Below are 25998 nucleotides of genomic sequence, written 5' to 3' on the forward strand. Positions count from 1 at the left end.
GCTGTTCCCGCCGGGCCTAGCGGGGTTTCGACTGCCATCGCAACAACAGCCGGGACAGCCTGTTGTAGGCCAGATGGACGACGCGCGCGTCGGCGCAGTCGAACGCCACCAGTCCCCATCGGTATTTCGCTGCTTCGCCCGTGGGTGGTCCCAGGCGGCGAATCGGCTGAGCCAGCCGGACCGGCTTTGCATCGATCAGGACGCTAACCGGAACGCTCGACCCGACGATCCGGCACAGCCGGGCGACATGCTCGCTTGACGATCGCGCGCCGACGATCAACGGACCGCGCTCGATCTGCGCCCAGACATATGCCCCATCCGGCTGAGGCGATCCGGCAAGCCTGCCGCGGCAAAACTCAGGCGCAACATCCGCCGCAAGCACGGCCATCGCGTCGGCCAGGGCCCGGTTCACCGTTGCGGCCGAATGCCAATCCTCTGCGGCAAAGCCAATTTGCGCGAGGATGTCGCCCTCGTCGAAGCCGGACGTCATCTCGTGCAAGGTCACGCCGCCATGGGCCTCATGCGTCTGGTCGATAACCAGTCGGTGGATTGGATGAGGGCCTCGATAGTGCGGCAGAAGCGCGGGATGCAGGTTGAGGCCGCCGTTTGGAAACAGCTCCAGCACGGTTCGCGGGATCCGCTTGCCGTAGCCGAAACAGATCAAGAGATCGGCGCCAGATGCGCTGAGCCGCGGCCCGAGCGTATCCCAGTCGTAGGGCGGGCTGAATTCGATCAGCGCGGGTATGGCGTGTCCGGGATGAGATATCAGCGCAAACCGTCGCCGCAGGCGACGGCGGAGCACACTGAAGCTGAAGCGTTTGCCGGCACGTGGGCCAGGCACCACAACGGCAACGATGCGGTGGCCGCTGTTTGCCCAACGCGCAAGCATGGGCGCGGTGACGGAAGAAACCTCGGTGACGAACACGGCCGAGAGCGGCTTCTCCATGCCGGGCTCAGGCTGGATACGGTCGCGGCCGTGCCAGCCTCTGCACCCAGCGGAAGGCGTCGCGGCTGAGGCGCGAGCGCAGCTTTTCGCGGGAATTGACCCGAAGCAGCATGTTGCCGGTGATGAGCCATTTCGCCAGCCGTATCGAGAGATCCGGCTTGATACGGTTGGCAAGCTCGATCGCGCGTGGCGCGCCGAACAGGCGTCCGGTGACGTTGAGAACCGTCGCCAGCTCGAGCTCGATGCCGGTCATGCGCGCGGCATCGAGCAGCCGCGCTTCCTCTTGAGGCGATTTCAGCGCCCGCACGCCTTGCAGCACGTCGACGCAGAGCTGCAAGCGGTGGAACTTGTGGCCGCCGGCGGCGTGGACGATGGCGATGGTGAGCAGCGCGGCCGGCGTGTCGGTTTCGCCGTCGTCGATCACCTGCAGCTCCCGGAACCCGAGCGACAGGCGGCGCCGCATGCCGGTGTCATGCACAAGGTTGCCGTGCAATTCGATCAGCAGGCTGGAGTTGTCTTTCTCCAGCCATTTGAATTCCTGCAATTCGTGCGACTCGGCCTCGTCGCTGCCGAGCTCGAAGCCGCATTCGCAGATGGTCTTGTTGGCCTCCTCGATGCTGGCGGGGTCGACAAGGATGTCGATGTCGGTGAAGGGACGGTCGGCTACATGGCGATAGAGCTTGCGCGCGAACACCGGTCCCTTGACGATCCGGGCCGGCACGCCTTTTGCAGCGAGCGCTTTCATGATGCGGTCGCCGTGATACTGCAACAACATCGACTGGCCGGTGGCGATCGTCGCTTCGTCGCGCAACTCCGACAATTTCCGCTGCAAGGCTGCGTCCTGCGGCAGTCGGGCGTCGCCGATTTCCCGGAGTTTGCGCAGCATGATCGGCAGCACGCCATGGAACGCTGCGTTGGCGAGCAGCGCCAGCAGGGTTTTTGCCGCAAGGCCGTTGCCAATGGCAACCGGCGCCTCGGGATCGGCGAAGGTCAGCAGCAGTTTTTCATCGGCAGGCGCAAGAGAAGGCAGCATCAATCCGGTTGGCGTTCGAACGATAGGAACGAGGCAAACTTACAGAAAAGCAGGCTGGAAGCCAGTGTGTGGCGGCAGAACGGCTTGTGAGTTTGACTTTCCGCGCCGATCGTCCATTCTCTGGATTCGATCCGGAGGGTTGGAAATGACGAAGAAGAAGTATGAGGCGCCTGTGCTGCGCAAGGCTGGAAAATTGTCGAGCCTGGTTGCCGGCGGGCAGTCGAAGGTGCTTTGAGGCGTTAGCGGCTTCAGTTTGGCTGAAGCCGGCTACATCCCCCAGCGCAGTGCTGCCGTGTGGACCGGCGCGTCCCAAAGTGCTGACGTTTCATCGTCCAGCATGGTCAACGTGATCGAGCATCCTGCCATGTCGAGCGAGGTCACGTAGGACCCGACCAGCGAGCGGATAACCGTCACGCCTTGCTTCTCGAAAATCCTGCGGGCGCTGTTGTACATCAGATAAAGCTCCATCGACGGCGTGCCGCCGAAGCCGTTGACGAACAGCAGCGCCGGCCCCTTGGCGCGATTGCCGAGGTCGCCGGCAATCGCTGCGCAGACCTCTTCGGCGATGGCGTCGGCGCTCTTCAGCGCGTCGCGGCGCCGGCCGGGTTCGCCGTGGATCCCGACGCCAAATTCCATCTCGCCGTCACCGATCTCGAAGGTCGGCTTGCCAGCGGCGGGCACCGTGCCGCTGGTCAGCGCCACGCCCATCGAGCGCGTCGCGGCGTTGACGCGGTCGCCCAGCGCCTTGAGCGCGGGCAGAGGCATGCCTTGCTCGGCGGCGGCGCCGACGATTTTTTCCACCACCAGCGTACCGGCAACACCGCGCCGTCCGGTCGTGTAGGACGAATTCTCGACCGCGACGTCGTCATTGGTCACCACCTGCAGCACACCATCCGCCATCTCGGCCGCCATGTCGAAGTTCATCACATCGCCTTCGTAGTTCTTGACGATGAACAGACAGCCGGCGCCGGTGTCGACGGCCTGAACGGCGGCCAGCATCTGGTCGGGCGTCGGCGAGGTGAAGACCTGGCCGGGGCAGGCGGCGTCCAGCATGCCATGGCCGACAAAGCCGCCATGCAGCGGCTCGTGGCCGGAGCCGCCGCCCGAGACCAGCGCCACCTTGCCTGGCTTCAATTCCCTGCGGCGGATGAACTTGTGTTCTTCGCCCAGCACGAGGATGTCGGCATGGGCCGCGGCGAAGCCATCGAGGCTCTCGGTCAGGACCGTGTCCACGGCGTTTAAAAATTTCTTCATGGCGTCCTCCCAAACAGCCCGGCAACAAAAAGTCAGCCGCTGCCCTTGCCGGCGATGCTGGTTATTTTCTGGATGAATTCGTTGATCGCCCGGTCGAGCGCGGCGTTCTGCCTGTCGTCGCCGAAATCCGGCACGATCAGCGAGACATGGCGTGTCCTGCGCTGCCCGGAGGCCGCGGGCACCTTGCCGGGATGCGCCTGGTGATAGGCGGCCATGAACTGGTCGCGCTCCGCCTGGCTGAAATGGCAGACGGAAAAGATGGACGGCAGATGCTTTGACGGGATCGGGATCGAATAGGCCGGACTGGAAATCTGCGTGACGAAGCTGCGGTGCTTGCCGAGCGCATCGGCCAGGCGCTGGCGCATGCCGGACGGGCGCTGGTCGATCACCTGCGACAGGATCGTCTTGTAGGCGCGGATCGCCTCTTCCGAGCCAGCTTCCGGGATCTTTTCGGTCATGGCCATGCCGCACCTACACCGCAACATCCGCAATGGCCGCCTTGGCCATGGCGAGTTGCGTTGGCGCGACCGACAGGTCGCGCAGGCCGGCCTCGAGCAGCGCCGGGATGGCTGCCGGATCGCCGCCCGCGTCGCCGCACAGGCTGACCGGAATAGCTTTCTCGCGTCCGAAGTCGGCAACCGCAGCGATCAGCCGTAGCACCGCCGGGTGACGGACGGAGTTGAGATGCGCGACCGCGGCATTGTCGCGCGCGGCCGCCATCACATATTGCGTCAGGTCGTTGGAGCCGATCGAGAAGAAGGCGACATCGGCGAAGGCCTCCGGCGCCAGCGCCACGGACGGCACCTCGACCATGATGCCGAGCGGCGGCAGCCTGTGCGCGACGCCCTCGGCGGCAAGCGCGGCCTGCTCCCCGGCGAACAGCGCGGCGGCTTGGGCGTACTCGTCAGGCGTGGCGATCATCGGGAACATCACCTTCAGATTGCCGTGGATGGCGGCGCGCAGCAATGCCCGTATCTGCACACGGAAGATGTCGCGTCGCGCCAGTGACAACCTGATGCCGCGCAGGCCGAGGAAAGGATTGGTCTCCTCGACCGTGAAACCCGGTACCGGCTTGTCGCCGCCGGCGTCGACGGTGCGGATGGTCACCGGTTTGTCGCCGGCCCATTCCAGTACCTTGCGGTAGGCGTGATATTGCGTCTCCTCGTCCGGCAGAGCCTTGCCGAACAGGAATTCGGTCCGCATCAGGCCGACGCCGTCGCAGGTCGCGATATCGATGCCTTCGACGTCGGTAGGGTAGGCGATGTTGACCTGGACGCGCACGGCGGTGCCGGTCTTGGTCGCCGCCGGCTCCGTCAGGAATGTCCGCGCCGCGCCCTGGCGGTCGGCGAAGGAGGCGGCGGCTTGCCGGAAGGCTTCGATCTCGGCCGGCGACGGCGAAAAGACGATCCCGCCGCGCTCGGCATCGAGCAGCGCGACGCCTGTTAGCGATTCGGCTGCAGCGCCGAGACCGACGACCATCGGCACGCCGCGCGAGCGCGCCAGCATCGCGACGTGGCTGGCGGCGCTGCCGCGCCTGAGCGCTATGCCGCCGCCCTTGCTCCAATCGGTTTCGAGGAAGCGCGTCGGCGCGATGTCCTCGCCATAGAGGATCGCGCCCGGGGGCGCCGCGGCCTCGCTGTCCTCGCTCAGCGCCCGCAGCACCTGGTCGCGAATGTCGCGCAGGTCCGCGGCGCGGGCGCGGAAATAGTCCTGGTCCGACGCTTCGTAGCCGGCGATCTCGCCGTCCAGCGCCGCGCGCCAGGCGGCGTCAGCCGGCTGCCCGGAAGCGATCGACGCGAAGGCCGGACCACCCAGCGCGTCGTCCTCCAGCATGGCGATGTGGAATTCGAGGATGCCGGCGGCGTCGCCATCGGCGGTTTCGATCAGCGCCGCCAGCCGACCGACGGCCTTGCCGATCGCCCCCTCCAGCGCGGCTCTCTCTTCCGCCGCTCCCGCCTTGGCTTCGTAACCGGCCGGAGGCTGGTCGAGGTCGAACAGCGAGCCTTCGGCATAACCGGCCGAGGCTGGAACACCCTCAATGCGCATGGTCCGCGTTCCTTGTGGTCGGGGAACCGGGTTGGCTGGCATCAAGCGGACCGGGCATGGTCCTTATCCTCGTCGAAGTCGCGCCGCACCAGGTCGACCAGGGCGCCGACCGCCTCGCGCGCGCCGTCGCCCTTGGCGCGGATGTGCAGCAGGGTGCCTTTCGGCGCCTTCGCCGCCATCACCTTGACGATGCTCTTGGCGTCGAACCAGGGGCCGTTCGCCGCCACCGCCACTTCCACCTCGGCCGCGAACGACTTGGCGAGCTTGGTGAACTTCACCGAAGGGCGCGCATGCAGGCCCACCGCGTGGGTGATCAGGACCGTTGCTTCGGCGGATGCGGACATTCGGTCGGTTCCCGTTCGTTCACGACGGCGACAATTCATGCGCCGTCGCCACCACTTCCTTGAGCGAGGCGCCGCCGGAGGATTCGGTTGCCGCCATCACCGCGCCCTCGACGATCGGCGCGTTGCACACGACTATTCTGTGGGAGCGCGGCTCGCCGATCATCTCGACGGCCATCTCCGAGTTGGTCTCGGCGCCGCCGAGATCGACCAATATGGCGACGCCTGCTTCCGACCAGGCCTTGTCGATCGCGCCCATGATCGCCTCGACGCTGGTGCCGAGCCCGCCATGGCCGTTTCCGCCGCACCATGCAAGCGGCACTTCGTCGCCTACCATCTGGCGCACCATGTCGGCCGTGCCCTCGGCGACCAGGGGCGAATGCGACACGATGACGATACCGACATTGCTCATCAAATACCCTCGACAGTTTCGGCGACTGCGCGCACCAGAAGCGCGGTCGAGCGCGCTCCGGCGTCCATATGCCCGATCGAGCGCTCCCCCAGGAAGGAGGCGCGTCCGCGCAGGGCTTTCATCGGCACGGTGGCCTCCGCCGCCTTGTCGGCTGCATTGGCGATTTCGGTAGCCGTCCTGCCTTGCGCCAGCGCCTCATACACCGGCTGCAGCACGTCGAGCATGGTTTTTTGTCCCGGCTGCGACTTGCCGCGCGCCGCGACCGCCTCGATCGCCTTGCCCAGCGCCACCGTAAGCCCGTTGCGATCGGGTGCTGCCGGCAGGTCCTTGCCGAGCGCCATGAACAGCGTGCCGAACAGGGGCCCGGAGGCGCCGCCCACGGTCATCACCAGCTTGGTTCCCACCGCCTTCAGCGCCTCGGGCAGCGGTTTGGCCGCGAAGGCGTCCGCCTCGGCGCGCACCGCCTCGAAGCCGCGCTTCATGTTCAGCCCGTGATCGCCATCGCCGATCGCCTGGTCGAGCGCGGTCAATTCCTCGGCATGCGCCGCGATCGTATCGGCCGCCGCCGCGATCAATCGGGAGAAATCGGATGCGGCCATCGTCTGTCCTTCAGGCCGGGGCGAACAGCGTCGCCACGGCAGCGAAGACTTCGGCGACCGCGAAGGCGCCTGGATCCGCTGTGTCGAGCTGGCTGCCGATATAGGCGGAACGGCCGGCCTTGGCTTTCCGCATCGCGGCGGTCGCCTCGGCGCCCTGTCGCGCTGCTTTTGCGGCCGCTTCCAGCCCGGTAGCATCGAGGGCTTTCAGCGCTGGCTCCAGCGCATCGACCATGGTGCGGTCGCCGACCTTGGCGCCGCCGTAGAAAGTCATCCGGTCAAGCCCGGCGAGCAAGGCCTTGCCAAGCGAGGCGCCGCTGCCGAGCGACTGTGACGCGGCGGTGAAGAAGATCGACAAAAGCACGCCGCTGGAACCGCCCATCGACGTGCCCAGCGTATCGCCGATCGTGGCGGCGGTCGCGGCGCGATCGGCAAGCGGCAGCGTGTCGATGCGCTCGAGGACGCTGCGCGCCCCCGTCGCCACGGTTGAGCCGGTGTCGCCATCGCCTGCCTTGGCGTCGAGCGCGTTGAGGGGCTCTTCGAGCGAGATCAGCTTCTGGCAGACGGCTGTGATCAGCCGCTCCGCGGCCACATCGCGGCTGGCGGGCCTGGTGGTTGCGCCGATGGCGGGCCTGGCCATCGCCACGACGACCGGGGCGCGGACCGGCTTGGCCGGCAGCCAGGCGTGCGGGCCGACCGGCGCCTTGAGCGCCGCCTCGCGCTCCGCGTCCAACCTGAGCAGCGACAGCGAAAAGCCGTTCATGTTGAGCGCGGTCATCAGGTGACCGGGGCCTACGGTCAGCGCCACCGCCTTCGCCAGCGGCGAGGCGAGCACGGTATTGGCGATGAGCGACATTTCGAGCGGCGGCACCGATCCGAGATTGTTGATCAGCAGAGCGTAACGGCCGTGCGGATCGAGCCGCGCCGCGAGGCGTTCCGCCATGATGGCGACCAGCTTGCTGACGGCCTCCAGGGCGATGCGCTCGACGCCCGGCTCGCCGTGGATGCCGAGGCCCAGCTCGCCGTCATTGGCGCCGAAGCGCTCCTCATGCGCCTGTCCGGGGATCGAGCAGGAGGAGAGCGAAATGCCGAGCGAAACAATGTCCTTCGCGGCCGCGCGCGCCGCGGCAGCGACCGACGCCAGATCCCGGCCGCTTTCGGACAAATGCCCGGCGATCTTGTGCACGAACAGCGTGCCGGCGACGCCGCGCGGCTGCGCGATGTCGGGCAGCGCGATGTCGTCGCCGACGATCACCATCTCGACCGTCAGGCCCTCGGCGCGCGCCTTCTCGGCCGCCAGACCGAAATTGAGCCGGTCGCCGGTGTAGTTCTTGACGACCAGCAGGCAGCCGGCGGGGCCGGTCGTGGCGCGGATCGCCGCCAGCACCGCCTCGACGCTCGGCGAAGCGAAGATCTCGCCGGAGACGGCCGCCGTCAGCATGCCGGCGCCGACGAAGCCCGCATGCGACGGTTCATGCCCGGCGCCGCCGCCCGAAACCACGGCCACCTTCGTCTTGTCCCAGTCGGCGCGCAGCACGACCTTGATCTCGGGATAGCCGTCGAGGCGGGCGAGCGCGCCCGACCCCGCCGTGGCCAGGAAGCCATCCAGCGCCTCGGTGACGATCGTGTCCTTGCGGTTGAAAAAGTGCTTCATGGATTTCGTCCAGTCCGTATCTGCGGTCGTCGATCAGTGTGCGTATAGGGCGGTTTGCAATTATGTGGCGCGAGCCGGTTACATCAGTCTTTGCCCGTCCGGGCCGAAATAGAGCGGCGCGATGTAGCGGATCGTCACCTTGTCTCCCTTCGCGAGCGGCGTGTCGGGGTCGGTCAGCGTCACAAGCTTCTTCGCCCCCACCGTCACATGCAGGTGGTTCTGGTCGCCGAGATGCTCGACCCAGTCGACGACGCCGTCGGCATGGCCGTTCATCGCCCTCTCGATCGCCAGATGCTCGGTGCGGGCGCCGATCGTCGTCGTTCCGGTCGGCGCGCCGCCGTCGGGCAGCAGCCCGGCCGGCAGAAGGTTGATCGCAGGCTGGCCGAGGCGGGCCGCGACATGCAGGTTCGCCGGCTCGGAATAGATCGCCCGCGGCGTGCCGATCTGCACCAGCACGCCGTCGGCGAGGATGCCGATGCGGTCGGCCATGGTCATCGCCTCGATCTGGTCGTGCGTGACATAGAGCATGGTCGCGCCGAGCTCGGACTGGATGCGCTTGAGCTCCAGCCGGAGATCGGCGCGCAGCTTGGCGTCGAGCGAGGACAGCGGCTCGTCCATCAGGTAGATCGCCGGCTTGCGCACCAGCGCGCGGCCGATGGCGACGCGCTGCATCTCGCCGCCAGACAATTTCGTCGAGCGATTGTCGAGCTTGTGGTCGATGCGCACCATACGCGCCACGTCCTCGACACGGCGGCGCACCGCTTCCTCCGGAAACCGCCGCGCCGGCGAGCGCAGCGGGAACGCCAGGTTGTCGAACACTGAAAGATGCGGGTAGAGCGAATATTGCTGGAAGACGAAGGCGGTGTCGCGCTCGGCCGGCGACAGCGCCGTCGCATCATGGCCACCGATGTGGATCGTGCCGCTGTCCGGCCGTTCCAGCCCGGCGATCAGCCTCAGCGCCGTCGTCTTGCCTGCGCCGGTCGGCCCGAGCAACACGACGAACTCGCCGTCCTTGATGGCGAGGTCGAGATCGTTGATCGCGACGGTGTCGCCGAAACTCTTGGTCACGCCCTGGATACGGACATCAGCCATGGCGCGCCTCCGCTGCCTGATCATGCATGGCGGTCCCGACCGCGCGGCCGGAACCCTTGTCGAACAGCGACAGCCGGGCGCTGCTCAAGGCCAGCCCGACCTGTTCGCCGGGGCTGAGATGGATGCCGGCCGGCACGCGCGCCTTGATGATGCCGTCGGCCGTCTCGACGGCGACGATCTGCGTGGTGCCGAGATATTCGGTGCCGTAGATCGCGCCGCGCAGCTTCGAGGCGTCGTCGAAGCGGATGTGCTCGGGCCGGATGCCGAGTGCCATGTCGGCGGGCGCGATGTCCTCGCGCACCTCCGGCACCATCACCTTGGCGCCCTGCACGACGATCTCCTTGGCGCCCTTGGCAAGCCCGCCGCCGAACTTCAGGAAATTCATCGGCGGCGAGCCGATGAAATCGGCCACGAACATCGTCGCCGGGCGGTCGTAGATCTCGCGCGGCGTGCCGAACTGTTCGATGACGCCGTGGTTCATCACCGCAATCTTGTCGGCCATCGACATCGCTTCCATCTGGTCATGCGTGACATAGACGGTCGTGGCGTGGATTCGGTTGTGCAGCTCGCGCAGCTCATGGACCATGAGGTCACGGAATTCGGTGTCCAAAGTGCCGAGCGGCTCGTCCATGAGAAAACACTTTGGACGCCGCACGATGGCGCGGCCGAGCGCGACGCGCTGGCGGTCGCCGCCGGCGAGGCCGGAGACGGATTTGTCGAGCAGGTGGTCGATGCGCAACAGCTTCGCGGTCTCCTCGACTCTGGCGCGGATCTCTGCCGCCGGCATACCCTGCGCCAGCAGCGGGAAGCCGATATTCTTGCGCACATTCATATGTGGGTAGAGCGCGAAGAGCTGGAAGACGAAGGCGATGTCGCGCTCGCGCGCCCGGCGCATGGTGACGTCCTCGCCGCCGAGCAGGATCTTGCCGCCGGTCGGCAGCTCGAGGCCGGCGATCATGCGAAGCGTCGTCGTCTTGCCGCAACCGGACGGTCCGAGCATGACGAAGAACTCGCCGTCCTCGACGACGAAATTGGAATCCTGCACGGCGACGAATGCGCCGAAGGCCTTCCTCAGGTTCTGAACACGGATCTCGGCCATCGTTATTCCGGGAATTTCGAGACGATGATGAACATCACCGTGCCGGCAAGCATGGTGATGAAGGAATAGGTATAGAGCGACAGCGCGAAGGGCTGGAACAGCATCAGGAAGCCGATCGCGATGATCGCGGTCGCGATGTTTTCCATCAGCCCGCGCCTTGCCCAGCGCGGCCAAGAGGAGCGCTTGGAGGCAACAGAGCGGTTCATGCGTTCCTCCCTTCCTTCTCCCCGGTTACGGGGAGAGATGGTTGCCAGGTGTTCCCCCCACTCCGTCGCTGCTTCGCAGCGCCACCTCTCCCCCCTCCGGAGGGAGAGGAAGGGAACCTGGCTGAATGAATTTCGCGCCCTTCCTCTCCCCCGTCGATCGGGGGAGAGGTGTCGAGCGAAGCTCGACGGAGTGGGGGTCGACTTGTTCTCACACCAATCATTTGCGCACCGCGCCGAAGGTGATGCCGCGCAAGAGTTGCTTGCGGAGCAGGATGGTGAAGACGAGGATCGGCACCAGGAAGATCGTCGTGCCGGCGGCCACCGCCGGCCAGTCCTGGCCGCCTTCGCCGATGATGGTTGGGATGAAGGGCGGCGCGGTCTGCGCCGTGCCGGAGGTGAGCAGGGCGGCGAACGCATATTCGTTCCAGGCAAAGATCAGGCAGAAGATGGCGGTCGCGGCGATGCCGGTGGTCGCCTGCGGCAGCACGGTGCGCCAGAAGGCCTGCAGCCGCGTGTAGCCGTCGATCATCGCGGCCTCCTCGTACTCGCGCGGGATCTCGTCGATGAAGCCCTTGAGCAGCCAGACCGCGAGCGAGACATTGACCGCCGTGTAGAGCAGGATCATGCCGAGCGCGGTGTCGGAGAGGCCGAGCTCGCGATACATCAGGTAGATCGGGATCGCCACCGCGATCGGCGGCATGAAGCGCGTCGACAGGATGAAGAACAGAAGGTCGTCGGCCAAAGGCACCTTGAAGCGCGAGAAGCCATAGGCCGACAGCGTGCCGAGGAACACCGCGCAGAAGGTCGAGCCGAAGGCGATGATCAGCGAGTTGACGAAGCGCGGCAGGAAGTTCGACGGCCCGGCGATAACCATGTTGCGCTTGCGCACGGTCTCGTCGCAGAAGCCGGTCGCCGGTCCGAGCGAGTTGATGTATTCCGGCGTTTGCCGGGTGCGGGTCGTGAACAGGTTGCAATAGCCCTCGATGCTCGGCTGGAAGACGATTTTCGGCGGATAGGCGATCGAGTCCGGTGGCGTCTTGAAGCTGGTGGCGAAGATCCACAAGAGCGGCACGATCGAGATCAGCGCATAGGCTATGATGATCGTGCCGGCGATCAGCTTGGCGTTCGACGACGGTGCGACGACGGAATGGGCGGTGGTCAGGCTCATCTCTGCTTCACCTTGTTGAGCGCCTTGACGTAGATGTTGGCCAGCCCGAACACCGCGACGAACAGGATGATGGCGAAGGCCGAGGAATAGCCGGTGCGCCAGCTCTCGAAGGCCTGCCGCTTCAGCGTGATCGAGGCGACCTCGGTGGTCGAGCCGGGTCCGCCGCCGGTCAAAAGGTTGACCATGTCGAACATCTTGAAGTTCTCGATGCCGCGAAACAGCACCGCCAGCATGATGAAGGGCAGCGCCATCGGCAGTGTGATCGACCAGAATTGCCGCCAGTTGGAGGCGCGGTCGACCTCGGCCGCCTCGTAGATGTATTCGGGAATCGAGCGCAGGCCGGCGAGGCAGATCAGCATCACGTAGGGCGTCCACATCCAGGTGTCGACGATGATGATCGACCACGGCGCCAGCTCGACATTGGAAAGCATCTGCACATTCGTCGGCGGAATGCCGGTGACGAACGAGACGACATAGGAAAACAGCCCGATCTGCGGCTCGTAGAGGAAGCGCCAGAAATTGCCGACCACCGCCGGCGACAGCATCATCGGCACCAGGATGATGGTGGTCCAGAAGGCGTGGCCGCGGAACTTGCGGTCGATCAGCCAGGCCAGCGTGAAGCCGATGACGGTCTGCAGGAGGATCGTCCAGAACACGAAATGCGCCGTCGTCTGCATGGCGATCCAGATGTCCTGGTCGCCAAGGATGCGCTGGTAGTTTGCGAGCCCCAGATTCTTCACCACCTCGTTGGGGCGGTTGGCGCGGTAGTTGGTGAAGGAGAGATAGATCGCCCAGAACAGCGGGAAGATGTTGATGGCCAACAGCAAAAGGATCGTCGGCGAGATGAACAGCCAGGCGAGGCCCTTGTCGCTGATGCCCCGGATCTTCTTGGCCAACGGTTCCGGTGTCGCCCGGGCAACGTTGTCCGCAGTCCGATTGAGCATGGTCAGTCCTGCTTCGGTCACGGGTCAGTCTCGATGATGGAATTTATCTGAACTGCGTCCCGTGCCAAGGGCGGCACGGGACGCGTCGGTCTGGCTCGGGAGGAGCCTTACATCTTGCCCCGACTACATCTTGCCATCGTCCTGGAAGGTCTGCGTCCAGTCCTTGACCAGACTGTCGAGCGCTTCCTGCGCGGTGCCCTTGTCGGCCACCACATAGTCATGAACGCGCTTCTGCATCGCCTGCAAAAGCGTGGCGTAGCTCGGCTCGGCCCAGAAGTCCTTCACGATCGCCATCGATTCCAGGAACGTCGACGCATAGGGCTGGCTGGCCGGGAACTTGGGGTCGTTCACCACCGCATTGAGGCAGGAGTAGCCGCCCAGCGCCCACCATTTTGCCTGCACGTCCTTGTTGGCGAACCATTTGATGTATTTCAGCGCCGATTCCTGCTTGTCGGAATAGGACACCACCGAGATGCCCTGGCCGCCGAGCTGGGCGAAATGTCCCTTCGGGCCGGCGGGATTGGCGAAGAAGCCGATCTTGTCGCCGCCTACTTTCTCGTCCTTGTAGAGGCCGGGCCAGGTGAAGGCGAAGTTCATGTGCAGGGCAACCTGGCCGGATTTGAAGGCGTCGGCCGATTCACCCATGTAGACGTTCGACGAGCCGGGCGGCGTGCAGCAATCATAGAGCTTCTTGTAGAATTCGAGGCCCTTGGCCGCGTCCGCCGAGTTGACGAAACCCTTCATGTCGTAAGGTTTGTTCGGGTTCTGATAGTCGAAGCCGTAGTCATAGAGGACGTTGGTGACACCCATGGTGATGCCTTCCGAGCCGCGCTCGGTATAGATCGAGGCGCCATAGACCGTCTTGCCGTCGATCTGCCGCTTCTGGAAGAATTCGGCGATCTGCATCAGCTGGTCATAGGTCTTGGGTGGGCCAAGTTCCCAGCCGTATTTTTCCTTGAATTCCTTCTGCAGCTCCGGTCGCGAGAACCAGTCCTTGCGATAGGTCCAGCCGACGACGTCGCCCATCGCCGGCAGCGCCCAGTAGTTCGGCGTGTTCTTCGGCCATTCGGAATAGCCGACCACGGTCGCCGGCACGAAATCGTCCATGCTGATCTTCTCCTTGTCGAAGAAGTCGTTCAGCTTGACGTAATGGCCGTTCTCGGCGGCGCCGCCGATCCACTGGCTGTCGCCGATGATCAGGTCGCAGAGCTTGCCGTGCGAGTTGAGCTCGTTGAGGAAGCGGTCGGCGTAATTGGTCCACGGCACGAACTCGAACTTCATGCCGATGCCGGTTTCCTTGGTGAAGTCCTTGGACAGTTCCACGAGCGCGTTGGCCGGATCCCAGGCCGCCCAGCACAGCGTCAGGTCTTCCGCATGCGCGACGTTCGAGACGGCTGTCGACGCAAAGATCGCCGAGGCCAGTCCCAACGCCAGTTTCAGGGTCGATTTCATGCCTTACCTCCCATTTGCGAAACGCGTCCGGATGACGGTTTCAAGAGCCCTCAACCCTCGCTCCTCCGAGGGCCTAAACAAGGCGCGCTATGCGTCGCCATGGCGCGCGATGCGCCGCCGATGTTTAGTAATTTGTTTAGTGATGCTCTTTTTACTAAACAACGCAAGCGAATTCGTTGCTGCGCCGCAGCATGGCGAAACGGGTGATTGAAATCGTTGGGAAATGACCGCCGGGCGCTGTGGCCCGCCGCGGTCAGCCGGCCGGGTCGGCGAGGCCCGGGCTTGCCGTCAGCGGCCGGATCGGCGGCGCCGGCGGCAACAGGGCGCGTATATCGGCGAAAGGAAACGTCGGCTCGAAGCGGAAGGCCTCAGCCAGCGCGCCGGAAGCGCCATTGCACTGGCCGGCGCGAAATTCGTTCTGGAGGCGCGCCCTGTGCACATAGTGCTCCGGACCCTGCGACTGGTGCGCGCGGATCGCCTTCGCCTTGATGTCCCAATGATGCGAGATCTCGACATAATGCGTCGGCGAAAAACCGGTGCCGCCGAGCGTGTCGGCATGCAACACAGGCACCGCGAAGGACGCCGCGATGCGCACGCCGTCGGACAGGGCGCGATGGTCGCCATGATAATCGTAGGGCGCGTGGGTGATCGCGAGGTCGGGCCTCACCTCGCCGATCAGCGCCTTCAGCACGGCAATGAACGCGGCATCAGCGATGAGCGCGCCGTCGGGGAAATCGAGGAAACGCGGCTCGACGCCGAGCAGGCCCGCCGCCCTGGCCGCTTCCTCGCGCCGCAAGCGTGCAAGCGCCTTCGGGTCGCCCCTGCCGCCCTTGGCACCATCGGTGGCTATCGCAAAATAAAGCTCTGCGCCTTGCGCGGCATAGGCGGCCAGCGTACCGAACATGAATATCTCGATGTCGTCGGGATGCGCCCCCAGCGCCAGTATCTTCACGTCTTCTCTCCCGGAAATGGTATGCCGAACGGAATCCTGCTCGCTCTCATCGCCTATGCAAGCTATTCGTTCAGCGACGCCGTCATCAAGAGCCTGGGCGGGCAGTTCACCGTCTTCGAGATCGGCTTCTTCTCGACTTTGTTTGCCGGCTGCTTTTTGTTCTTCACCAGGCCCAGCGACGAACGCTGGCGCGACGCCTGGCGCACCAAAAGGCCCTGGGCGGTGCAGGCCCGCGCCCTGGCGGGCATCGCGTCGGGCGTGCTCAGCGTCTTTGCCTTCACCACCATTCCGCTGGCGGAAGTCTACGCGCTGATCTTCCTGGCGCCGTTGCTGGTCACCATCCTGTCGACGGTCATCCTGAAGGAGAGGGTCGGTCCCTGGCGGTGGCTGGCCGTCGTCGCCGGCTTCGTCGGCGTCATGCTGGTGGTGCGGCCGGGCTTTCGCGAATTGCATCTCGGCCATCTCGCCGCCTTCGCCAATGCCTTCCTCGCCGCCACCAGCGTCATCCTGATGCGCTCGCTGGCCCAGCAGGAAAAGCGCACGACCATTCTCGGCGCGCTGGTCGGCTATGGCCTGGTCTTCAACGGCGTCGGCGCGGCCACGACGTCGTTCTCGCTCCCTGGTCTCGGCCAACTGGTCTGGCTGATGCTGGCCGGCGTCTTCACCGCCGGCGGGCAGCTGCTGCAACTTCTTGCGGTCAAATACGCGCCCGCCAATCGTATCGCGCCGACGCATTACTCGCAGATCGTCTGGGCGGTTATCCTCGGCGCGCTGTTCTTCCAGGAATATCCCGACTGGCTGTCACTGGTCGGCCTGGCGGTGGTCGGCGCCTCCGGCTTGCTGACGATGGTGCGCGAAGAGGTGAGGCTCGGCACCGTGCGCTGGAATCCGTTTTCGCGCACCAGGCTTTGACCGCGCACCGGCCGCGCAAGTTGCATGGTGACCGCGACCGCTGATATGCGGGCCAGATGACGACGAAATCCCTGCCGGAGCTTCCGGTGACAGCTGTGCTGCCGGCACTCGGCGAAGCACTCTCGCGGCGCAACAGCGTCGTGCTGGTGGCGCCGCCAGGCGCCGGCAAGACCACGCTGGTGCCGCTGGCGCTGCTCGATGCGCCATGGCTGGGGCAAGGCCGGATCGTGCTCCTCGAACCGCGCCGGCTCGCCGCCCGAGCCGCCGCCCGCCGCATGGCCGAATTGCTCGGCGAAGAACCCGGCGGCACGGTGGGCTACGCCATGCGCATGGAGAACCGCACTTCGGCGCGGACGAAGATCCTGGTCGTCACCGAAGGCGTGCTGTCCCGCATGATCCTCGATGACCCGGAATTGCCCGGTGTCTCGGCGGTGATCTTCGACGAATTCCACGAGCGTTCGCTCGACGGCGATTTCGGCCTGGCGCTGGCGCTCGACGTGCAGGGTGCGCTGCGGCCGGACCTGCGTCTGCTGGTCATGTCGGCGACGCTCGACGGTGCGCGCGTCGCGCGGCTTTTGTCGGAAGCGCCGGTGATCGAAAGCCAGGGCCGCGCCTTTCCGGTCCAGATCCGCTACGACGAACGGGCCGCCGGCACGGCGATCGAGGACGCGATGGCCAAGGCCGTGCGCGCCGCCCTGGCCGGCGAGCAGGGCAGCGTGCTCGCCTTCCTGCCCGGACAGCGCGAGATCGAGCGCACCGCCGAGCGGCTCGTAGGCGATGTCGCCGCCGACACCGACATCGTGCCGCTCTATGGCCAGCTCGACAACCGGGCGCAGGACGCGGCGATCAAGCCGGCGCCGGCCGGCCGTCGCAAGGTGGTGCTGGCGACCTCGATCGCCGAGACCTCGATCACCATCGACGGCGTGCGCGTCGTCATCGATTCCGGCCTGTCGCGTCTGCCGCGCTATGAGCCGGCGAGCGGTCTGACAAGGCTGGAGACGGTGCGTGTCAGCAAGGCTTCGGCCGACCAGCGCGCCGGCCGCGCCGGCCGCACGCAGCCCGGCGTGGCGGTGCGCCTGTGGCGTGCCGAGCAGACCGCGTCGCTTCCCGCCTTCACGCCGCCGGAAATCCTCGAGGCCGATCTGTCGGGCCTGCTGCTCGACTGCGCCGCTTTCGGAGTCGCCGATCCGTCGAGCCTTTCCTTCCTCGATCCGCCGCCGGCCCCGGCGCTCAACGAGGCGAGGGTCCTCCTCGCCGCCCTTCATGCCATCGACGATGCCGGCAGGCTGACCGAGGCGGGCGCTGCGATGCGCAAATTGGCGCTGCCGGTGCGGCTGGCGCATATGGTGGCCGAGGCGGCGAAGACCGCCCATGCGCGGGAAGCGGCGACGCTTGCCGTGTTGCTCACCGAGCGTGGACTGGGCGGCGACAGCGCCGACCTGGAGCGGCGTCTGATCCGTTTTCGCGGTGAGAAATCACCCCGCGCCAATGCCGCCAGGCAGCTCGCCGAGCGTTTGGCCAGACAGGCCGGTGGCCGGCAGGACGGCGAGGCGGCCTCCGCCGGCTCGCTCCTCATCCATGCCTGGCCGGACCGCGTCGCAAGGGCGCGCGGCGAGCGCGGCCGCTTCGTGCTCGCCAACGGCTCGGGCGCCATGGTCGATGCCGCCGATCCGCTCGCCAACGAAACCTGGCTGGTCGTCGCCGACTTGCAGGGCAAGGCGCAGAACGCCCGCATCACCGCCGCCGCGCCGGTCGGCGAAGCCGGTATCCGCGCCGCCCTTGCCGATCGCATCGAGATGAAGCGCGAGGCGACCTTCGATCGCGAACGCCGCGCCGTGCGCATGCGCGAGACCGCCAGGCTCGGCGCCATCACGCTGTCCGAACGCATGCTGCCGGCGCCGTCCGGCGCCGATGCCGACCGCGCCATGATAGATGCTTTGCGCGAGCACGGCCTGTCGCTGCTCGACTGGGGCAAGGAAGCGGAGGCGCTCCGCCAGCGGCTAGGCTGGCTGCATCGCGGCCTCGGCGCACCCTGGCCCGACGTTTCGGATGAAGCGCTTGTCGAAGGCCTCGACGATTGGCTCCTGCCGTTTCTCTCCGGCGACGCCTCCTTCACGGCCATCAGGCCGGCGACGTTGTCGTCGGCGCTCATGGCGCTGGTCCCGCACGACCTGCAGCGCAAGGTCGAAGCGCTGGCGCCGACCCATTTCGACGCGCCGTCGGGCAGCCACGTGCCGATCCGCTATGACGGCGAATGGCCGGTGCTTGCGGTCCGCGTGCAGGAGCTGTTCGGCCTCGACCGTCATCCGGCGATCGCCAATGGAACCGTACCGTTGACGCTGGAGCTCCTCTCGCCGGCGCACCGTCCGATCCAGACGACGCGCGACCTCCCCGGCTTCTGGCGGGGTTCCTGGGCGGATGTGCGCACCGACATGCGCGGCCGCTACCCAAAGCATGTCTGGCCGGAAAACCCGCTGTTGGCCGCCGCCACCAGCCGCGCCAAGCCGCGTGGGACGTAGGCTTGCGACGGAAGCTTCGGCGGCCTCGCGTTACCGGACGACATATGTTGGCGATTGGCGCAAACGCCCATCACGTCGTCATCCACGGGCGGAGCAAGGAGCGAAGCGACGCGCGTAGACCCGAGGATCCATGCCGTGACTTCGAAGCGCTGCGGCGCTGCAGAATTCTGCTCCGCTGCATTCTACGGTCAAGGTAACGGAATGGATCCTCGGGTCTGCGCTCCGCTTCGCGTCGCTCCGCCCGTGGATGACGAATCGCGAAGGGCCTCGGCCAGTCACTCGGCGCTCTGCTGCCGGCCTCTCAAGTCCGCTAACAGCACTACTAGCGCTTACCCTCCTGCGGCTATAATCGTAAGTCGATGATCAACATCCTGCGCGCGCCCGATACCCAGCAAAGCCAGCGGTTGCGGCTCAACACGCTGATCCGCCTGCGCTGGCTGGCCATCGTCGGCCAGAGCCTGACGGTTCTTGTTGTCGCCTATGGCCTGAAATTCCCGCTTCCGGTGTCGATGTGCTTTGCGTTGATCGCCTGCTCGGCCTGGATGAATCTGTGGCTGACCTTCCGCTATCCGGCGGCGCACCGGCTTACCCCGCTTTCGGCCTTCGCCATACTCACCTTCGACGGCATCCAGCTCACCGGCCTGCTCTATATGACCGGCGGCCTGACCAATCCGTTTTGCGTGCTGCTTTCGGTGCCGGTCGTCATCTCGGCCGCGTCGCTGCCGCTGCGCATGACCGCGGTGCTAGGCGCGCTGGTCATGATAGCCGCCACGCTGCTGGTGTTCTTCCATTTGCCGCTGCCCTGGTACGAGGGATCGCCGCTGCCGATGCCCTTCATCTATGTCGCCGGCATGTGGATGGCTGTGTTCGCCTCGATCGCCTTCACCGCCATTTATGCCTTCCGCGTCGCGGCGGAGGCGCGCCTGCTCGCCAACGCTTTGGCCGCCACCGAGCTGGTGCTGCAGCGAGAGCAGCATCTGTCTGCGCTGGACGGGCTGGCGGCGGCGGCCGCGCACGAGCTCGGCACGCCCTTGGCCACCATCACCGTTGTCGCCAAGGAGATGGAAAAGGCGCTCGGCAAGGATCCGAAATACGGCGAGGACGTGAAGCTCCTGCGCTCGCAGAGCGAGCGTTGCCGCGAGATCCTGAAGCGGCTGACCAGCCTTTCGTCGGAAGGCGAAGCGCATCTGTCGCGCATGCCGCTCACCTCGTTGATCGAGGAGGTGACGGCGCCGCATCGCGATTTCGGCATCTCGATCCGGTTGCGGCCCGGCGAGCGCATCGGCCCGGAGCCTGTCGGCCAGCGTAACCCCGGCGTCATCTACGGGCTCGGCAACCTTGTCGAGAACGCCGTCGATTTCGCCCGCAAGTCGGTCACCGTCAGCTGGAGCTGGGACAATGAGGCGGTCACCTTCTCGATCACCGATGACGGGCCGGGCTTTCCGGCCGAGATCATCGACCGCATCGGCGAGCCCTATATGTCGACGCGCCAGGGCACGGAGGCCGGCGGCGGCCTGGGCCTGGGGCTGTTCATCGCCAAGACCTTGCTGGAGCGTTCCGGCGCCACCATCGATTTCCGCAATTCGAGCGGGCTGGGCGAAGGCGCTGTGGTCCAGATCGCGTGGCCGCGCGGCGTCTTCCTCAACCAGGACCAGGCCTCGGCCACCATATTCGACAATGCGTAAACCTTGTGATTACCGCATGGCAGCTCTGTTGCCGGCTCTAAAAATTGGACATTGCTGTTGCGGAATTGTATCTGCGTAAAAGTGAGGCATGTCGCCCAAAATTGTGCAGCCGCGTTTGGCGAGGCGGCATGCCTGGAAACAAGGACTTAATGCATGTCGCCCAGAAGTGCGCAGCGGTTCTGGGACAACGACATGCATCAAAACAAGGACTTAAAGTGCGTCGCCTGAATCCGTTTCAGCTCGACGCGCTTTAAGGTGCATTCGTTAGAATTTTGATGCGAAGTGCTCTTGGTCAGTAGGATGCCGATAAGATGAGCGGAGACGAAACGACGGGCGCAATGGTCGAGGGCGAGGACACCTCGCTGCTCATCGTCGAGGACGACAAGCCGTTCCTCACCCGGCTTGCCCGCGCGATGGAGACCCGGGGTTTCGTGGTCGAAACGGCGGAGAGCGTGGAAGAGGCGGTCGCCAAGGCGCGCGCCCATCCGCCGGCCTATGCGGTGGTCGACATGCGGCTCGGCGACGGCAATGGCCTCGATGTCGTTGCAGCCATCCGCGAGAAGCGCGACGACGCCCGCGCCATCATCCTGACCGGCTACGGCAACATCGCCACCGCGGTGACCGCGGTGAAGCTCGGCGCCATCGACTACCTGTCCAAGCCGGCCGATGCCGACGACGTCTTCGCCGCGCTCACCCGCACCTCCGGCGAGCGCGCGGCACCGCCGGAAAACCCGATGTCGGCCGACCGCGTGCGCTGGGAGCACATCCAGCGTGTCTACGAAATGTGCGACCGCAACGTCTCCGAGACGGCGCGCCGGTTGAACATGCACCGCCGCACCCTGCAGCGGATTCTGGCCAAGCGCGCGCCGCGCTGAACAAACGTCGTCATCCTTGGGCGTAGCGCCGCAAAGCGGCGCGAAGACCCGAGGATCCATGCCGTGACCTTGGCCGAAGGATGCAGCGGAGCAGAATTCTGCACCGTTGGCACCGCTCCGATGTCACGGAATCGATCCTCGGGTCTGCGCTGCGTCGCTTCGCTCCTTGCTTCGCCCGTGGATGACGAAGAGACGGACGTTTCAAATAATTTTCGAAGCATGCGCCGCCCGTGTAGACTCGTAAGCCTTGCATCGCCACTGACGCTGCGGATCATTGGACTACAGATTCCCGGCCAACAGGGTGGGTGAGAGAGGGACCATGCGAGACGAGCGGCCGAAATCGATCCTGCGCGAATTCCTCGACGGCGAAGCCGCGGGCGGCATCATCCTGATGGTGGCCGCGGCCCTGGCGCTGATCGTTGCCAACTCGCCTTTGGCCGAAACCTATTTCGCCGTGCTGCACGCCTATCTCGGGCCGCTCAGCATCTCGCACTGGATCAATGACGGGCTGATGGCGGTGTTCTTCCTGCTGGTCGGGCTGGAGATCAAGCGCGAGATGCTTGACGGGCAGCTCTCGACCTGGCCGCGCCGCGTGCTGCCGGGCATCGCTGCCGCCGGCGGCATGGTGGTGCCGGCGCTGGTCTATGTCTTGATCAACCGCGACAATCAGGCAGCGCTCTCCGGCTGGGCGATCCCCACCGCCACCGACATCGCCTTTGCGCTCGGCGTGCTGTCGCTGCTCGGCAGCCGCGTGCCGGCCTCGCTGAAGGTGTTCCTCACCGCTCTGGCCATCATCGACGATCTCGGCGCCGTCATCATCATCGCGCTGTTCTACACCAGCGGCCTGTCGCTTGCTTATCTGGCCGCCGCCTTCGTCGTCATCGGCCTGCTTGTCCTGCTCAACCGTATGCGGGCCATGAAGCTCTGGCCGTATCTCCTGCTTGGCGCGCTGCTATGGGTGCTGGTGTTGAAGTCGGGCGTGCACGCCACGCTGGCCGGCGTGGCGCTGGCGCTGACGATCCCGCTTGAGCGTTCTCCGGGCATCAGCCACGATCTCGAGCACTCGCCGCTGCACCGCCTGGAACACGGCCTGCACAAGCTCGTGCCCTTCATCGTCATCCCGATCTTCGGCTTCGCCAATGCCGGCGTCTCGCTCGGCGGCCTGAGCTTCGCAGCCCTGGTCGAGCCGCTGACGCTTGGCGTCGCCGCCGGCCTTGTGCTGGGCAAGCTGGTCGGCGTCTTCGGCTCCTCGGCTCTCGCCATCCGGCTCGGCCTCGCCGACCTGCCGGCCAATGCCGGCTGGCTGCACATGCTGGGCATTTCGCTGCTCTGCGGCATTGGCTTCACCATGAGCCTGTTCATCGGCCTGCTCGCCTTCGCCAGCGACCCGGCGCTGCAGGACGCGGTGAAGGTCGGCATCCTGGCAGGCTCGCTGATCGCCGCGCTGCTGGGCGCCGCCGTGCTTCTCACGGCGCCGGCGGCCGGCGGGGTTGAAGAGGAAGTGGAGTAGGCAACGCCGCGCCGCCATTTCCTCGCCCCCCGCGAAGGCGGGGGAGAGGTGGCCCGGCGAAGCCGGGACGGAGCGGGGGACGCCCGTGGCGACACCAGAACCAATCCAAGAAGGAATGCAAGATCAGCAATGGGAGGCCTTCGGGAGGCATGGAGACAACAAACTTCCCAACGCCGCGCTGGCCCCTCTCCGACCGGCTATGCCGGCCTCCTCTCCCACTTGGTACCCACTTGGTGGGGCGAGGAACCAGCGCTACTCGCTCTCGCCATCCAGCGCCGGCACCGCAACGCCGGCAAGCTCGGCTGCCAAGAGCCGCGCGGCGCCCGCGCGGGCGATCCGCAGCATCAGCGCCTTGCGCGTCGCGGCCGCCATGCGGTGCTCAGGCGCATCGCGCATGATCTCCGCGCCATAGCCGTCGGAAAGGATGAAGCCGCATTCCTCGGGAAAGATCTCCTGCGGAACGCCGGGATGGGTGGCGAAGAAGAAGCGGTCCGAATGCAGCCGGTAGTCAGGCCATTTGCGGTCGACCCGAAAATCCTCGATCGAGGATTTGATCTCGATGATCCAGATGTCGCCCGGCCTGGTCAGCGCCACGAGATCGGCGCGGCGCCCGGTGGCCAAAGAAAGCTCAGGCAACACATGCGCGCCCATTTCGGAGAGCAGCCGCTGCACGCCGCGCCGCACCAGCATGGCGCGCTCCGACTGGCGGCCGTCGATCAAAGGGTTGAGGGGAATCGGGGAAACGATGGGCATGGGAAGCACCATGCCAGATTTTGTTCACGGTTTGAACCCCTGAAAGCCGGGCGATTATTTGGTTGGTCCTTCGATGGTCGGAGGCCTAGGGCGGAAAAGGCAGCGGGTTAAAAGCAGATGCCTACGGCGACGCCCGCTACTGCGAATCCTTCGCTCGAAACTCGTCCGCCAGGAGCTTGGCCAGTTGGTCGCGGCTCAGGCTCAATGTCTCCTTCAGGAACCACACGAAGTTGCGCGGGCCGTCTGTCGGCAAGCCGCTTTCCTTTGCCTGGGTGATGACTGCGCGCTGTCGCTCGATCCGCTGTTCGATCTCGCGGACGTGCTGCTCGACGCGTTCGATGTCTTTCTGGATGCCCATGATCCGGCAATCTCATTGTGCGGTCAAAGTAGCACCAAAACCGGAATAGGCGGAGTGCAAAGCCAGCGCGACGCTCGAGCCGTAGCCAAGAGAAGGTTAGGCCTTGCTAATCATATCCCCTGGCAGCAATCTCGCCCTGAGAGGAATTTTTCCGATGACCCGAGATCAGATGCTCGCCCACCTCCGGTCCGCCGACGCCGTCGCGCGCGAGGCGGCGGCGCATGGGCATCATCCCTTCGGCTGCGTGCTGGTCGGGCCCGACGATCGGGTTCTGATGCGGCAGGGCAATCTCGACACGGTGCGCCATGCCGAGACCGAGCTCGTCCGCCGCGCCGCGGCGGCCTATGAGCCGGAGTTCCTGTGGCAATGCACGCTGGTCTCGACCGGCGAGCCCTGCGCGATGTGCGCCGGCACGATGTATTGGGCCAATATCGGGCGGCTGGTCTACGGCTATGAGGAGACCGATCTCCTGGCGCTCACCGGGGATCACGAGGAAAATCCGACGATGAACCTCGCCTCGCGCACCGTCTTCGCCTCCGGCCAGAAGACGATCGAGGTCTTCGGTCCGTTCCCCGAAATCGCGGATGAGCTGCTCGCCCCGCATCGCGATTTCTGGAAGCGCTGATCGGCCATCCTTACTCAGGCTGCGCCTGCCATGTCATCCAGGATCGGACAGTCCGGCCGATGGTCGCCGTGGCAGGCGTGGATCAGCTTCTGCAGCGTCGAGCGCATCGACTGCAATTCGCGCACCTTTTCCTCGATCGCCCTGACATGGGCGGCGGCGATCTCGCGCACGTCGTGGCTGGCGCGGTCGCGGTCTTGATAGAGCGCCATCAGTTGCCTGCAATCGTCGATTGAGAAGCCGAGGTTGCGTGCGCGGCGCAGGAAGGCAAGCCGGTGGATATCCTCGCCGGAGTAATCGCGATAGCCGTTCTCGGCCCGCGCCGGGCGGATCAATCCGATCTCTTCATAGTAGCGGATGGTCTTGGCCGGCAGGCCGGAACGCTCGGCGGCATCACCGACATTCATGGCGCTCTCCTCGAATTCCAGGCGGCTCTCGAGCCGCGTCATTGATTTTGCTTCACAATCCTGTGAGGCCTGTTGCGGAAATGCCGCAGTCGGGCACTTACCGGCACGTAAGGTCTTGCATATAGGCAGTGCGCGCTTGGCAAGCAAAAGAAATGCCAGCATGAATGATGGCAAGAAAGCGGCCGACTCGTGCCGCTCGTTAAGACAGGGCGTCGGACCTATTCATGCGCTTGAAGTCATTTGCAATCCTCGCCGCCCTTGCGCTGTCGACCGCGATCAGCGGGTGCAGCACCATCGGTGGGCAATTGTTCACCAACAACTATGGCGCGATGACCGATGCCGGCTATCAGCTGCCGCGCATCCCGATCGAGAAGGTCCCCGCCAGATACCACCGCCAGGAAGTGCGGTATGACTCTCCCGAGAAGCCAGGCACCATCATCGTCGATACCCAGAACAAGTTCCTCTACTTCATCGAGGGCGACGGCATGGCGATGCGCTACGGCATCGGCGTCGGCCGCGAGGGTTTTGAATGGCACGGCACCGCCCATATCGCGCTGAAGCGCGAATGGCCGACCTGGACGCCGCCTTCGCAGATGATCAAGCGCCAGCCCGAGCTCGCCAAGTTCGCCGGCGGCATGGAGCCGGGGCTGAAGAACCCGCTCGGCGCGCGCGCCATGTATCTGTTCAACAAGGGCGGCGACATGGGCTACCGCCTGCATGGCAGCCCGGAATGGTTCTCGATCGGCAAGGCGATGTCGTCGGGCTGCATCCGGCTGATGAATCAGGACATTATCGACCTCTACGACCGCACGTCGGTCGGCGCCAAAGTCATCGTGATGTAATCACGAAAAAGTTTCGCAAGCGGACCGTCTAGGCAACAACAAGACGTCCAAAAACAGAAAACCGGGCTGTTGGGGCCCGGTTTTTTGTTTTGCGGTTTGCTTATCGCGACGCGACGCCCTTTTGAGAGTTCGCCCTGCAGAATCCATGTGGCTTGGTTTTCGAGAACCGGCCTACGCCGGCCGTAGCCTTCATAGAGTGGAAACGCTTGTAAGGGCTTCGGCCGGCGAAAGCCGGAGCGGAGCGTACATTTAAAGCATGTCTCCCGAAAGTGGTCCCGGTTTCGGGACAAAGACATGCTTAAGATCAAAGACTTAAAGCA

At 65.4% G+C, this 25998-nt stretch carries 26 protein-coding genes; 7 read left to right on the forward strand and 19 right to left on the reverse strand.

The genetic code is table 11. The features are described from left to right. Positions 1-16: 16 nt before the first annotated feature. The 16 genes from RFM52_RS02765 to RFM52_RS02840 all read right to left on the reverse strand — a co-directional run bounded on the left by RFM52_RS02765 (position 17) and on the right by RFM52_RS02840 (position 15195). Positions 17-946, reverse strand: coding sequence for a formyltransferase family protein (locus RFM52_RS02765; protein ID WP_320294313.1), 930 nt, complete (start codon positions 944-946; stop codon positions 17-19). A 7-nt stretch (positions 947-953) separates the two neighbouring features. Next, entirely contained in the window at positions 954-1979 is a 1026-nt protein-coding gene (locus RFM52_RS02770; RefSeq protein ID WP_320294314.1) for a nucleotidyltransferase family protein, read from the reverse strand. A 267-nt stretch (positions 1980-2246) separates the two neighbouring features. Next, entirely contained in the window at positions 2247-3233 is a 987-nt protein-coding gene (dhaK, locus tag RFM52_RS02775) for a dihydroxyacetone kinase subunit DhaK (protein ID WP_320294315.1), read from the reverse strand. A gap of 32 nt (positions 3234-3265) precedes the next feature. Next, entirely contained in the window at positions 3266-3691 is a 426-nt protein-coding gene (locus tag RFM52_RS02780; protein ID WP_320294316.1) for a hypothetical protein, read from the reverse strand. A 13-nt stretch (positions 3692-3704) separates the two neighbouring features. Continuing rightward, the gene (gene ptsP, locus RFM52_RS02785) at positions 3705-5279 is read right to left on the reverse strand and encodes a phosphoenolpyruvate--protein phosphotransferase (RefSeq protein ID WP_320294317.1); all 1575 of its coding nucleotides are present in this window, start codon (positions 5277-5279) and stop codon (positions 3705-3707) included. Between the two features lie 41 nt (positions 5280-5320). After that, positions 5321-5623 carry an HPr family phosphocarrier protein gene (locus tag RFM52_RS02790; RefSeq protein ID WP_320294318.1) on the reverse strand — a complete coding sequence of 101 codons (303 nt, stop codon included), beginning with the start codon at positions 5621-5623 and terminating at the stop codon, positions 5321-5323. A 19-nt stretch (positions 5624-5642) separates the two neighbouring features. Next, positions 5643-6032 carry a dihydroxyacetone kinase phosphoryl donor subunit DhaM gene (dhaM, locus tag RFM52_RS02795; RefSeq protein WP_140544084.1) on the reverse strand — a complete coding sequence of 130 codons (390 nt, stop codon included), beginning with the start codon at positions 6030-6032 and terminating at the stop codon, positions 5643-5645. After that, entirely contained in the window at positions 6032-6631 is a 600-nt protein-coding gene (gene dhaL / locus RFM52_RS02800) for a dihydroxyacetone kinase subunit DhaL (RefSeq protein WP_320294319.1), read from the reverse strand. Before dhaL ends, dhaM begins: the two co-directional genes overlap by 1 nt. A 10-nt stretch (positions 6632-6641) precedes the next feature. Beyond that, positions 6642-8282: a dihydroxyacetone kinase subunit DhaK gene (locus RFM52_RS02805; protein WP_320294320.1), complete on the reverse strand. Its 1641-nt coding sequence runs from the start codon at positions 8280-8282 to the stop codon at positions 6642-6644. A gap of 78 nt (positions 8283-8360) precedes the next feature. Further along, positions 8361-9374, reverse strand: a complete 1014-nt coding sequence (locus tag RFM52_RS02810) for an ABC transporter ATP-binding protein (protein WP_320294321.1) — start codon at positions 9372-9374, stop codon at positions 8361-8363. Further along, a complete protein-coding gene (locus RFM52_RS02815; RefSeq protein ID WP_320294322.1) occupies positions 9367-10473 on the reverse strand; it encodes an ABC transporter ATP-binding protein in 1107 nt (368 codons plus the stop codon). Before RFM52_RS02815 ends, RFM52_RS02810 begins: the two co-directional genes overlap by 8 nt. Positions 10474-10475: 2 nt before the next feature. Further along, entirely contained in the window at positions 10476-10679 is a 204-nt protein-coding gene (locus RFM52_RS02820; RefSeq protein ID WP_320294323.1) for a hypothetical protein, read from the reverse strand. 217 nt (positions 10680-10896) lie between these two features. After that, entirely contained in the window at positions 10897-11847 is a 951-nt protein-coding gene (locus tag RFM52_RS02825) for a carbohydrate ABC transporter permease (protein WP_041001244.1), read from the reverse strand. Continuing rightward, positions 11844-12791, reverse strand: a complete 948-nt coding sequence (locus RFM52_RS02830; RefSeq protein ID WP_320294471.1) for a carbohydrate ABC transporter permease — start codon at positions 12789-12791, stop codon at positions 11844-11846. The genes RFM52_RS02825 and RFM52_RS02830 overlap by 4 nt, the downstream gene beginning before the upstream one ends. A gap of 123 nt (positions 12792-12914) precedes the next feature. Next, complete coding sequence (locus RFM52_RS02835) at positions 12915-14243, reverse strand: ABC transporter substrate-binding protein (RefSeq protein ID WP_320294324.1); 1329 nt, start codon at positions 14241-14243, stop codon at positions 12915-12917. 253 nt (positions 14244-14496) lie between these two features. Beyond that, positions 14497-15195 (reverse strand): PIG-L deacetylase family protein, encoded by a 699-nt coding sequence (locus RFM52_RS02840; RefSeq protein ID WP_320294325.1) that lies wholly within the window; start codon positions 15193-15195, stop codon positions 14497-14499. Positions 15196-15216: 21 nt separating this feature from the next. On the opposite strand from RFM52_RS02840, the gene RFM52_RS02845 reads away from it, so the two are divergent. From RFM52_RS02845 to nhaA, 5 genes are all read left to right on the forward strand, one after another. Then, on the forward strand, positions 15217-16107 hold the full coding sequence (locus RFM52_RS02845) for a DMT family transporter (protein WP_320294326.1): 891 nt from the start codon (positions 15217-15219) through the stop codon (positions 16105-16107). Positions 16108-16163: 56 nt separating this feature from the next. Continuing rightward, a complete protein-coding gene (hrpB, locus tag RFM52_RS02850; protein ID WP_320294327.1) occupies positions 16164-18626 on the forward strand; it encodes an ATP-dependent helicase HrpB in 2463 nt (820 codons plus the stop codon). A gap of 359 nt (positions 18627-18985) precedes the next feature. Next, positions 18986-20311: an ActS/PrrB/RegB family redox-sensitive histidine kinase gene (locus tag RFM52_RS02855; RefSeq protein ID WP_320294328.1), complete on the forward strand. Its 1326-nt coding sequence runs from the start codon at positions 18986-18988 to the stop codon at positions 20309-20311. Between the two features lie 311 nt (positions 20312-20622). Further along, positions 20623-21186 (forward strand): ActR/PrrA/RegA family redox response regulator transcription factor, encoded by a 564-nt coding sequence (locus RFM52_RS02860; protein WP_127227806.1) that lies wholly within the window; start codon positions 20623-20625, stop codon positions 21184-21186. Between the two features lie 319 nt (positions 21187-21505). Then, complete coding sequence (gene nhaA / locus RFM52_RS02865) at positions 21506-22696, forward strand: Na+/H+ antiporter NhaA (RefSeq protein ID WP_320294329.1); 1191 nt, start codon at positions 21506-21508, stop codon at positions 22694-22696. 252 nt (positions 22697-22948) lie between these two features. Here the strand turns inward: nhaA and RFM52_RS02870 are convergent, their stop codons facing one another. Both RFM52_RS02870 and RFM52_RS02875 read right to left on the reverse strand, forming a co-directional pair. Beyond that, complete coding sequence (locus tag RFM52_RS02870) at positions 22949-23449, reverse strand: MmcB family DNA repair protein (protein ID WP_320294330.1); 501 nt, start codon at positions 23447-23449, stop codon at positions 22949-22951. A gap of 136 nt (positions 23450-23585) precedes the next feature. Then, positions 23586-23807 (reverse strand): hypothetical protein, encoded by a 222-nt coding sequence (locus RFM52_RS02875; protein ID WP_320294331.1) that lies wholly within the window; start codon positions 23805-23807, stop codon positions 23586-23588. Between the two features lie 154 nt (positions 23808-23961). On the opposite strand from RFM52_RS02875, the gene RFM52_RS02880 reads away from it, so the two are divergent. Then, positions 23962-24432, forward strand: coding sequence for a nucleoside deaminase (locus RFM52_RS02880; protein ID WP_320294332.1), 471 nt, complete (start codon positions 23962-23964; stop codon positions 24430-24432). Positions 24433-24446: 14 nt separating this feature from the next. Here RFM52_RS02880 and cueR read toward each other — a convergent pair whose 3' ends face one another. Further along, positions 24447-24836 (reverse strand): Cu(I)-responsive transcriptional regulator, encoded by a 390-nt coding sequence (gene cueR / locus RFM52_RS02885; protein WP_320294472.1) that lies wholly within the window; start codon positions 24834-24836, stop codon positions 24447-24449. 224 nt (positions 24837-25060) lie between these two features. On the opposite strand from cueR, the gene RFM52_RS02890 reads away from it, so the two are divergent. After that, positions 25061-25678: a L,D-transpeptidase gene (locus RFM52_RS02890; RefSeq protein WP_320294333.1), complete on the forward strand. Its 618-nt coding sequence runs from the start codon at positions 25061-25063 to the stop codon at positions 25676-25678. Positions 25679-25998: the final 320 nt, after the last annotated feature.

The organism is Mesorhizobium humile (assembly GCF_033977215.1).
Lineage (GTDB): Bacteria > Pseudomonadota > Alphaproteobacteria > Rhizobiales > Rhizobiaceae > Mesorhizobium > Mesorhizobium humile.

Bases quoted from the DNA above. Each gene is read 5' to 3' on its own strand.
- dhaK (WP_320294315.1), bottom strand. From the start codon at position 3,233: ATGAAGAAATTTTTAAACGCCGTGGACACGGTCCTGACCGAGAGCCTC.
- RFM52_RS02860 (WP_127227806.1), top strand. From the start codon at position 20,623: ATGAGCGGAGACGAAACGACGGGCGCAATGGTCGAGGGCGAGGACACC.
- dhaL (WP_320294319.1), bottom strand. From the start codon at position 6,631: ATGGCCGCATCCGATTTCTCCCGATTGATCGCGGCGGCGGCCGATACG.
- RFM52_RS02855 (WP_320294328.1), top strand. From the start codon at position 18,986: ATGATCAACATCCTGCGCGCGCCCGATACCCAGCAAAGCCAGCGGTTG.
- RFM52_RS02780 (WP_320294316.1), bottom strand. From the start codon at position 3,691: ATGACCGAAAAGATCCCGGAAGCTGGCTCGGAAGAGGCGATCCGCGCC.
- RFM52_RS02805 (WP_320294320.1), bottom strand. From the start codon at position 8,282: ATGAAGCACTTTTTCAACCGCAAGGACACGATCGTCACCGAGGCGCTG.
- ptsP (WP_320294317.1), bottom strand. From the start codon at position 5,279: ATGCGCATTGAGGGTGTTCCAGCCTCGGCCGGTTATGCCGAAGGCTCG.
- RFM52_RS02790 (WP_320294318.1), bottom strand. From the start codon at position 5,623: ATGTCCGCATCCGCCGAAGCAACGGTCCTGATCACCCACGCGGTGGGC.
- cueR (WP_320294472.1), bottom strand. From the start codon at position 24,836: ATGAATGTCGGTGATGCCGCCGAGCGTTCCGGCCTGCCGGCCAAGACC.
- dhaM (WP_140544084.1), bottom strand. From the start codon at position 6,032: ATGAGCAATGTCGGTATCGTCATCGTGTCGCATTCGCCCCTGGTCGCC.
- RFM52_RS02845 (WP_320294326.1), top strand. From the start codon at position 15,217: ATGCCGAACGGAATCCTGCTCGCTCTCATCGCCTATGCAAGCTATTCG.
- nhaA (WP_320294329.1), top strand. From the start codon at position 21,506: ATGCGAGACGAGCGGCCGAAATCGATCCTGCGCGAATTCCTCGACGGC.
- RFM52_RS02835 (WP_320294324.1), bottom strand. From the start codon at position 14,243: ATGAAATCGACCCTGAAACTGGCGTTGGGACTGGCCTCGGCGATCTTT.
- RFM52_RS02820 (WP_320294323.1), bottom strand. From the start codon at position 10,679: ATGAACCGCTCTGTTGCCTCCAAGCGCTCCTCTTGGCCGCGCTGGGCA.
- RFM52_RS02815 (WP_320294322.1), bottom strand. From the start codon at position 10,473: ATGGCCGAGATCCGTGTTCAGAACCTGAGGAAGGCCTTCGGCGCATTC.
- hrpB (WP_320294327.1), top strand. From the start codon at position 16,164: ATGACGACGAAATCCCTGCCGGAGCTTCCGGTGACAGCTGTGCTGCCG.
- RFM52_RS02825 (WP_041001244.1), bottom strand. From the start codon at position 11,847: ATGAGCCTGACCACCGCCCATTCCGTCGTCGCACCGTCGTCGAACGCC.
- RFM52_RS02875 (WP_320294331.1), bottom strand. From the start codon at position 23,807: ATGGGCATCCAGAAAGACATCGAACGCGTCGAGCAGCACGTCCGCGAG.
- RFM52_RS02870 (WP_320294330.1), bottom strand. From the start codon at position 23,449: ATGCCCATCGTTTCCCCGATTCCCCTCAACCCTTTGATCGACGGCCGC.
- RFM52_RS02880 (WP_320294332.1), top strand. From the start codon at position 23,962: ATGACCCGAGATCAGATGCTCGCCCACCTCCGGTCCGCCGACGCCGTC.
- RFM52_RS02770 (WP_320294314.1), bottom strand. From the start codon at position 1,979: ATGCTGCCTTCTCTTGCGCCTGCCGATGAAAAACTGCTGCTGACCTTC.
- RFM52_RS02890 (WP_320294333.1), top strand. From the start codon at position 25,061: ATGCGCTTGAAGTCATTTGCAATCCTCGCCGCCCTTGCGCTGTCGACC.
- RFM52_RS02810 (WP_320294321.1), bottom strand. From the start codon at position 9,374: ATGGCTGATGTCCGTATCCAGGGCGTGACCAAGAGTTTCGGCGACACC.
- RFM52_RS02830 (WP_320294471.1), bottom strand. From the start codon at position 12,791: ATGCTCAATCGGACTGCGGACAACGTTGCCCGGGCGACACCGGAACCG.
- RFM52_RS02765 (WP_320294313.1), bottom strand. From the start codon at position 946: ATGGAGAAGCCGCTCTCGGCCGTGTTCGTCACCGAGGTTTCTTCCGTC.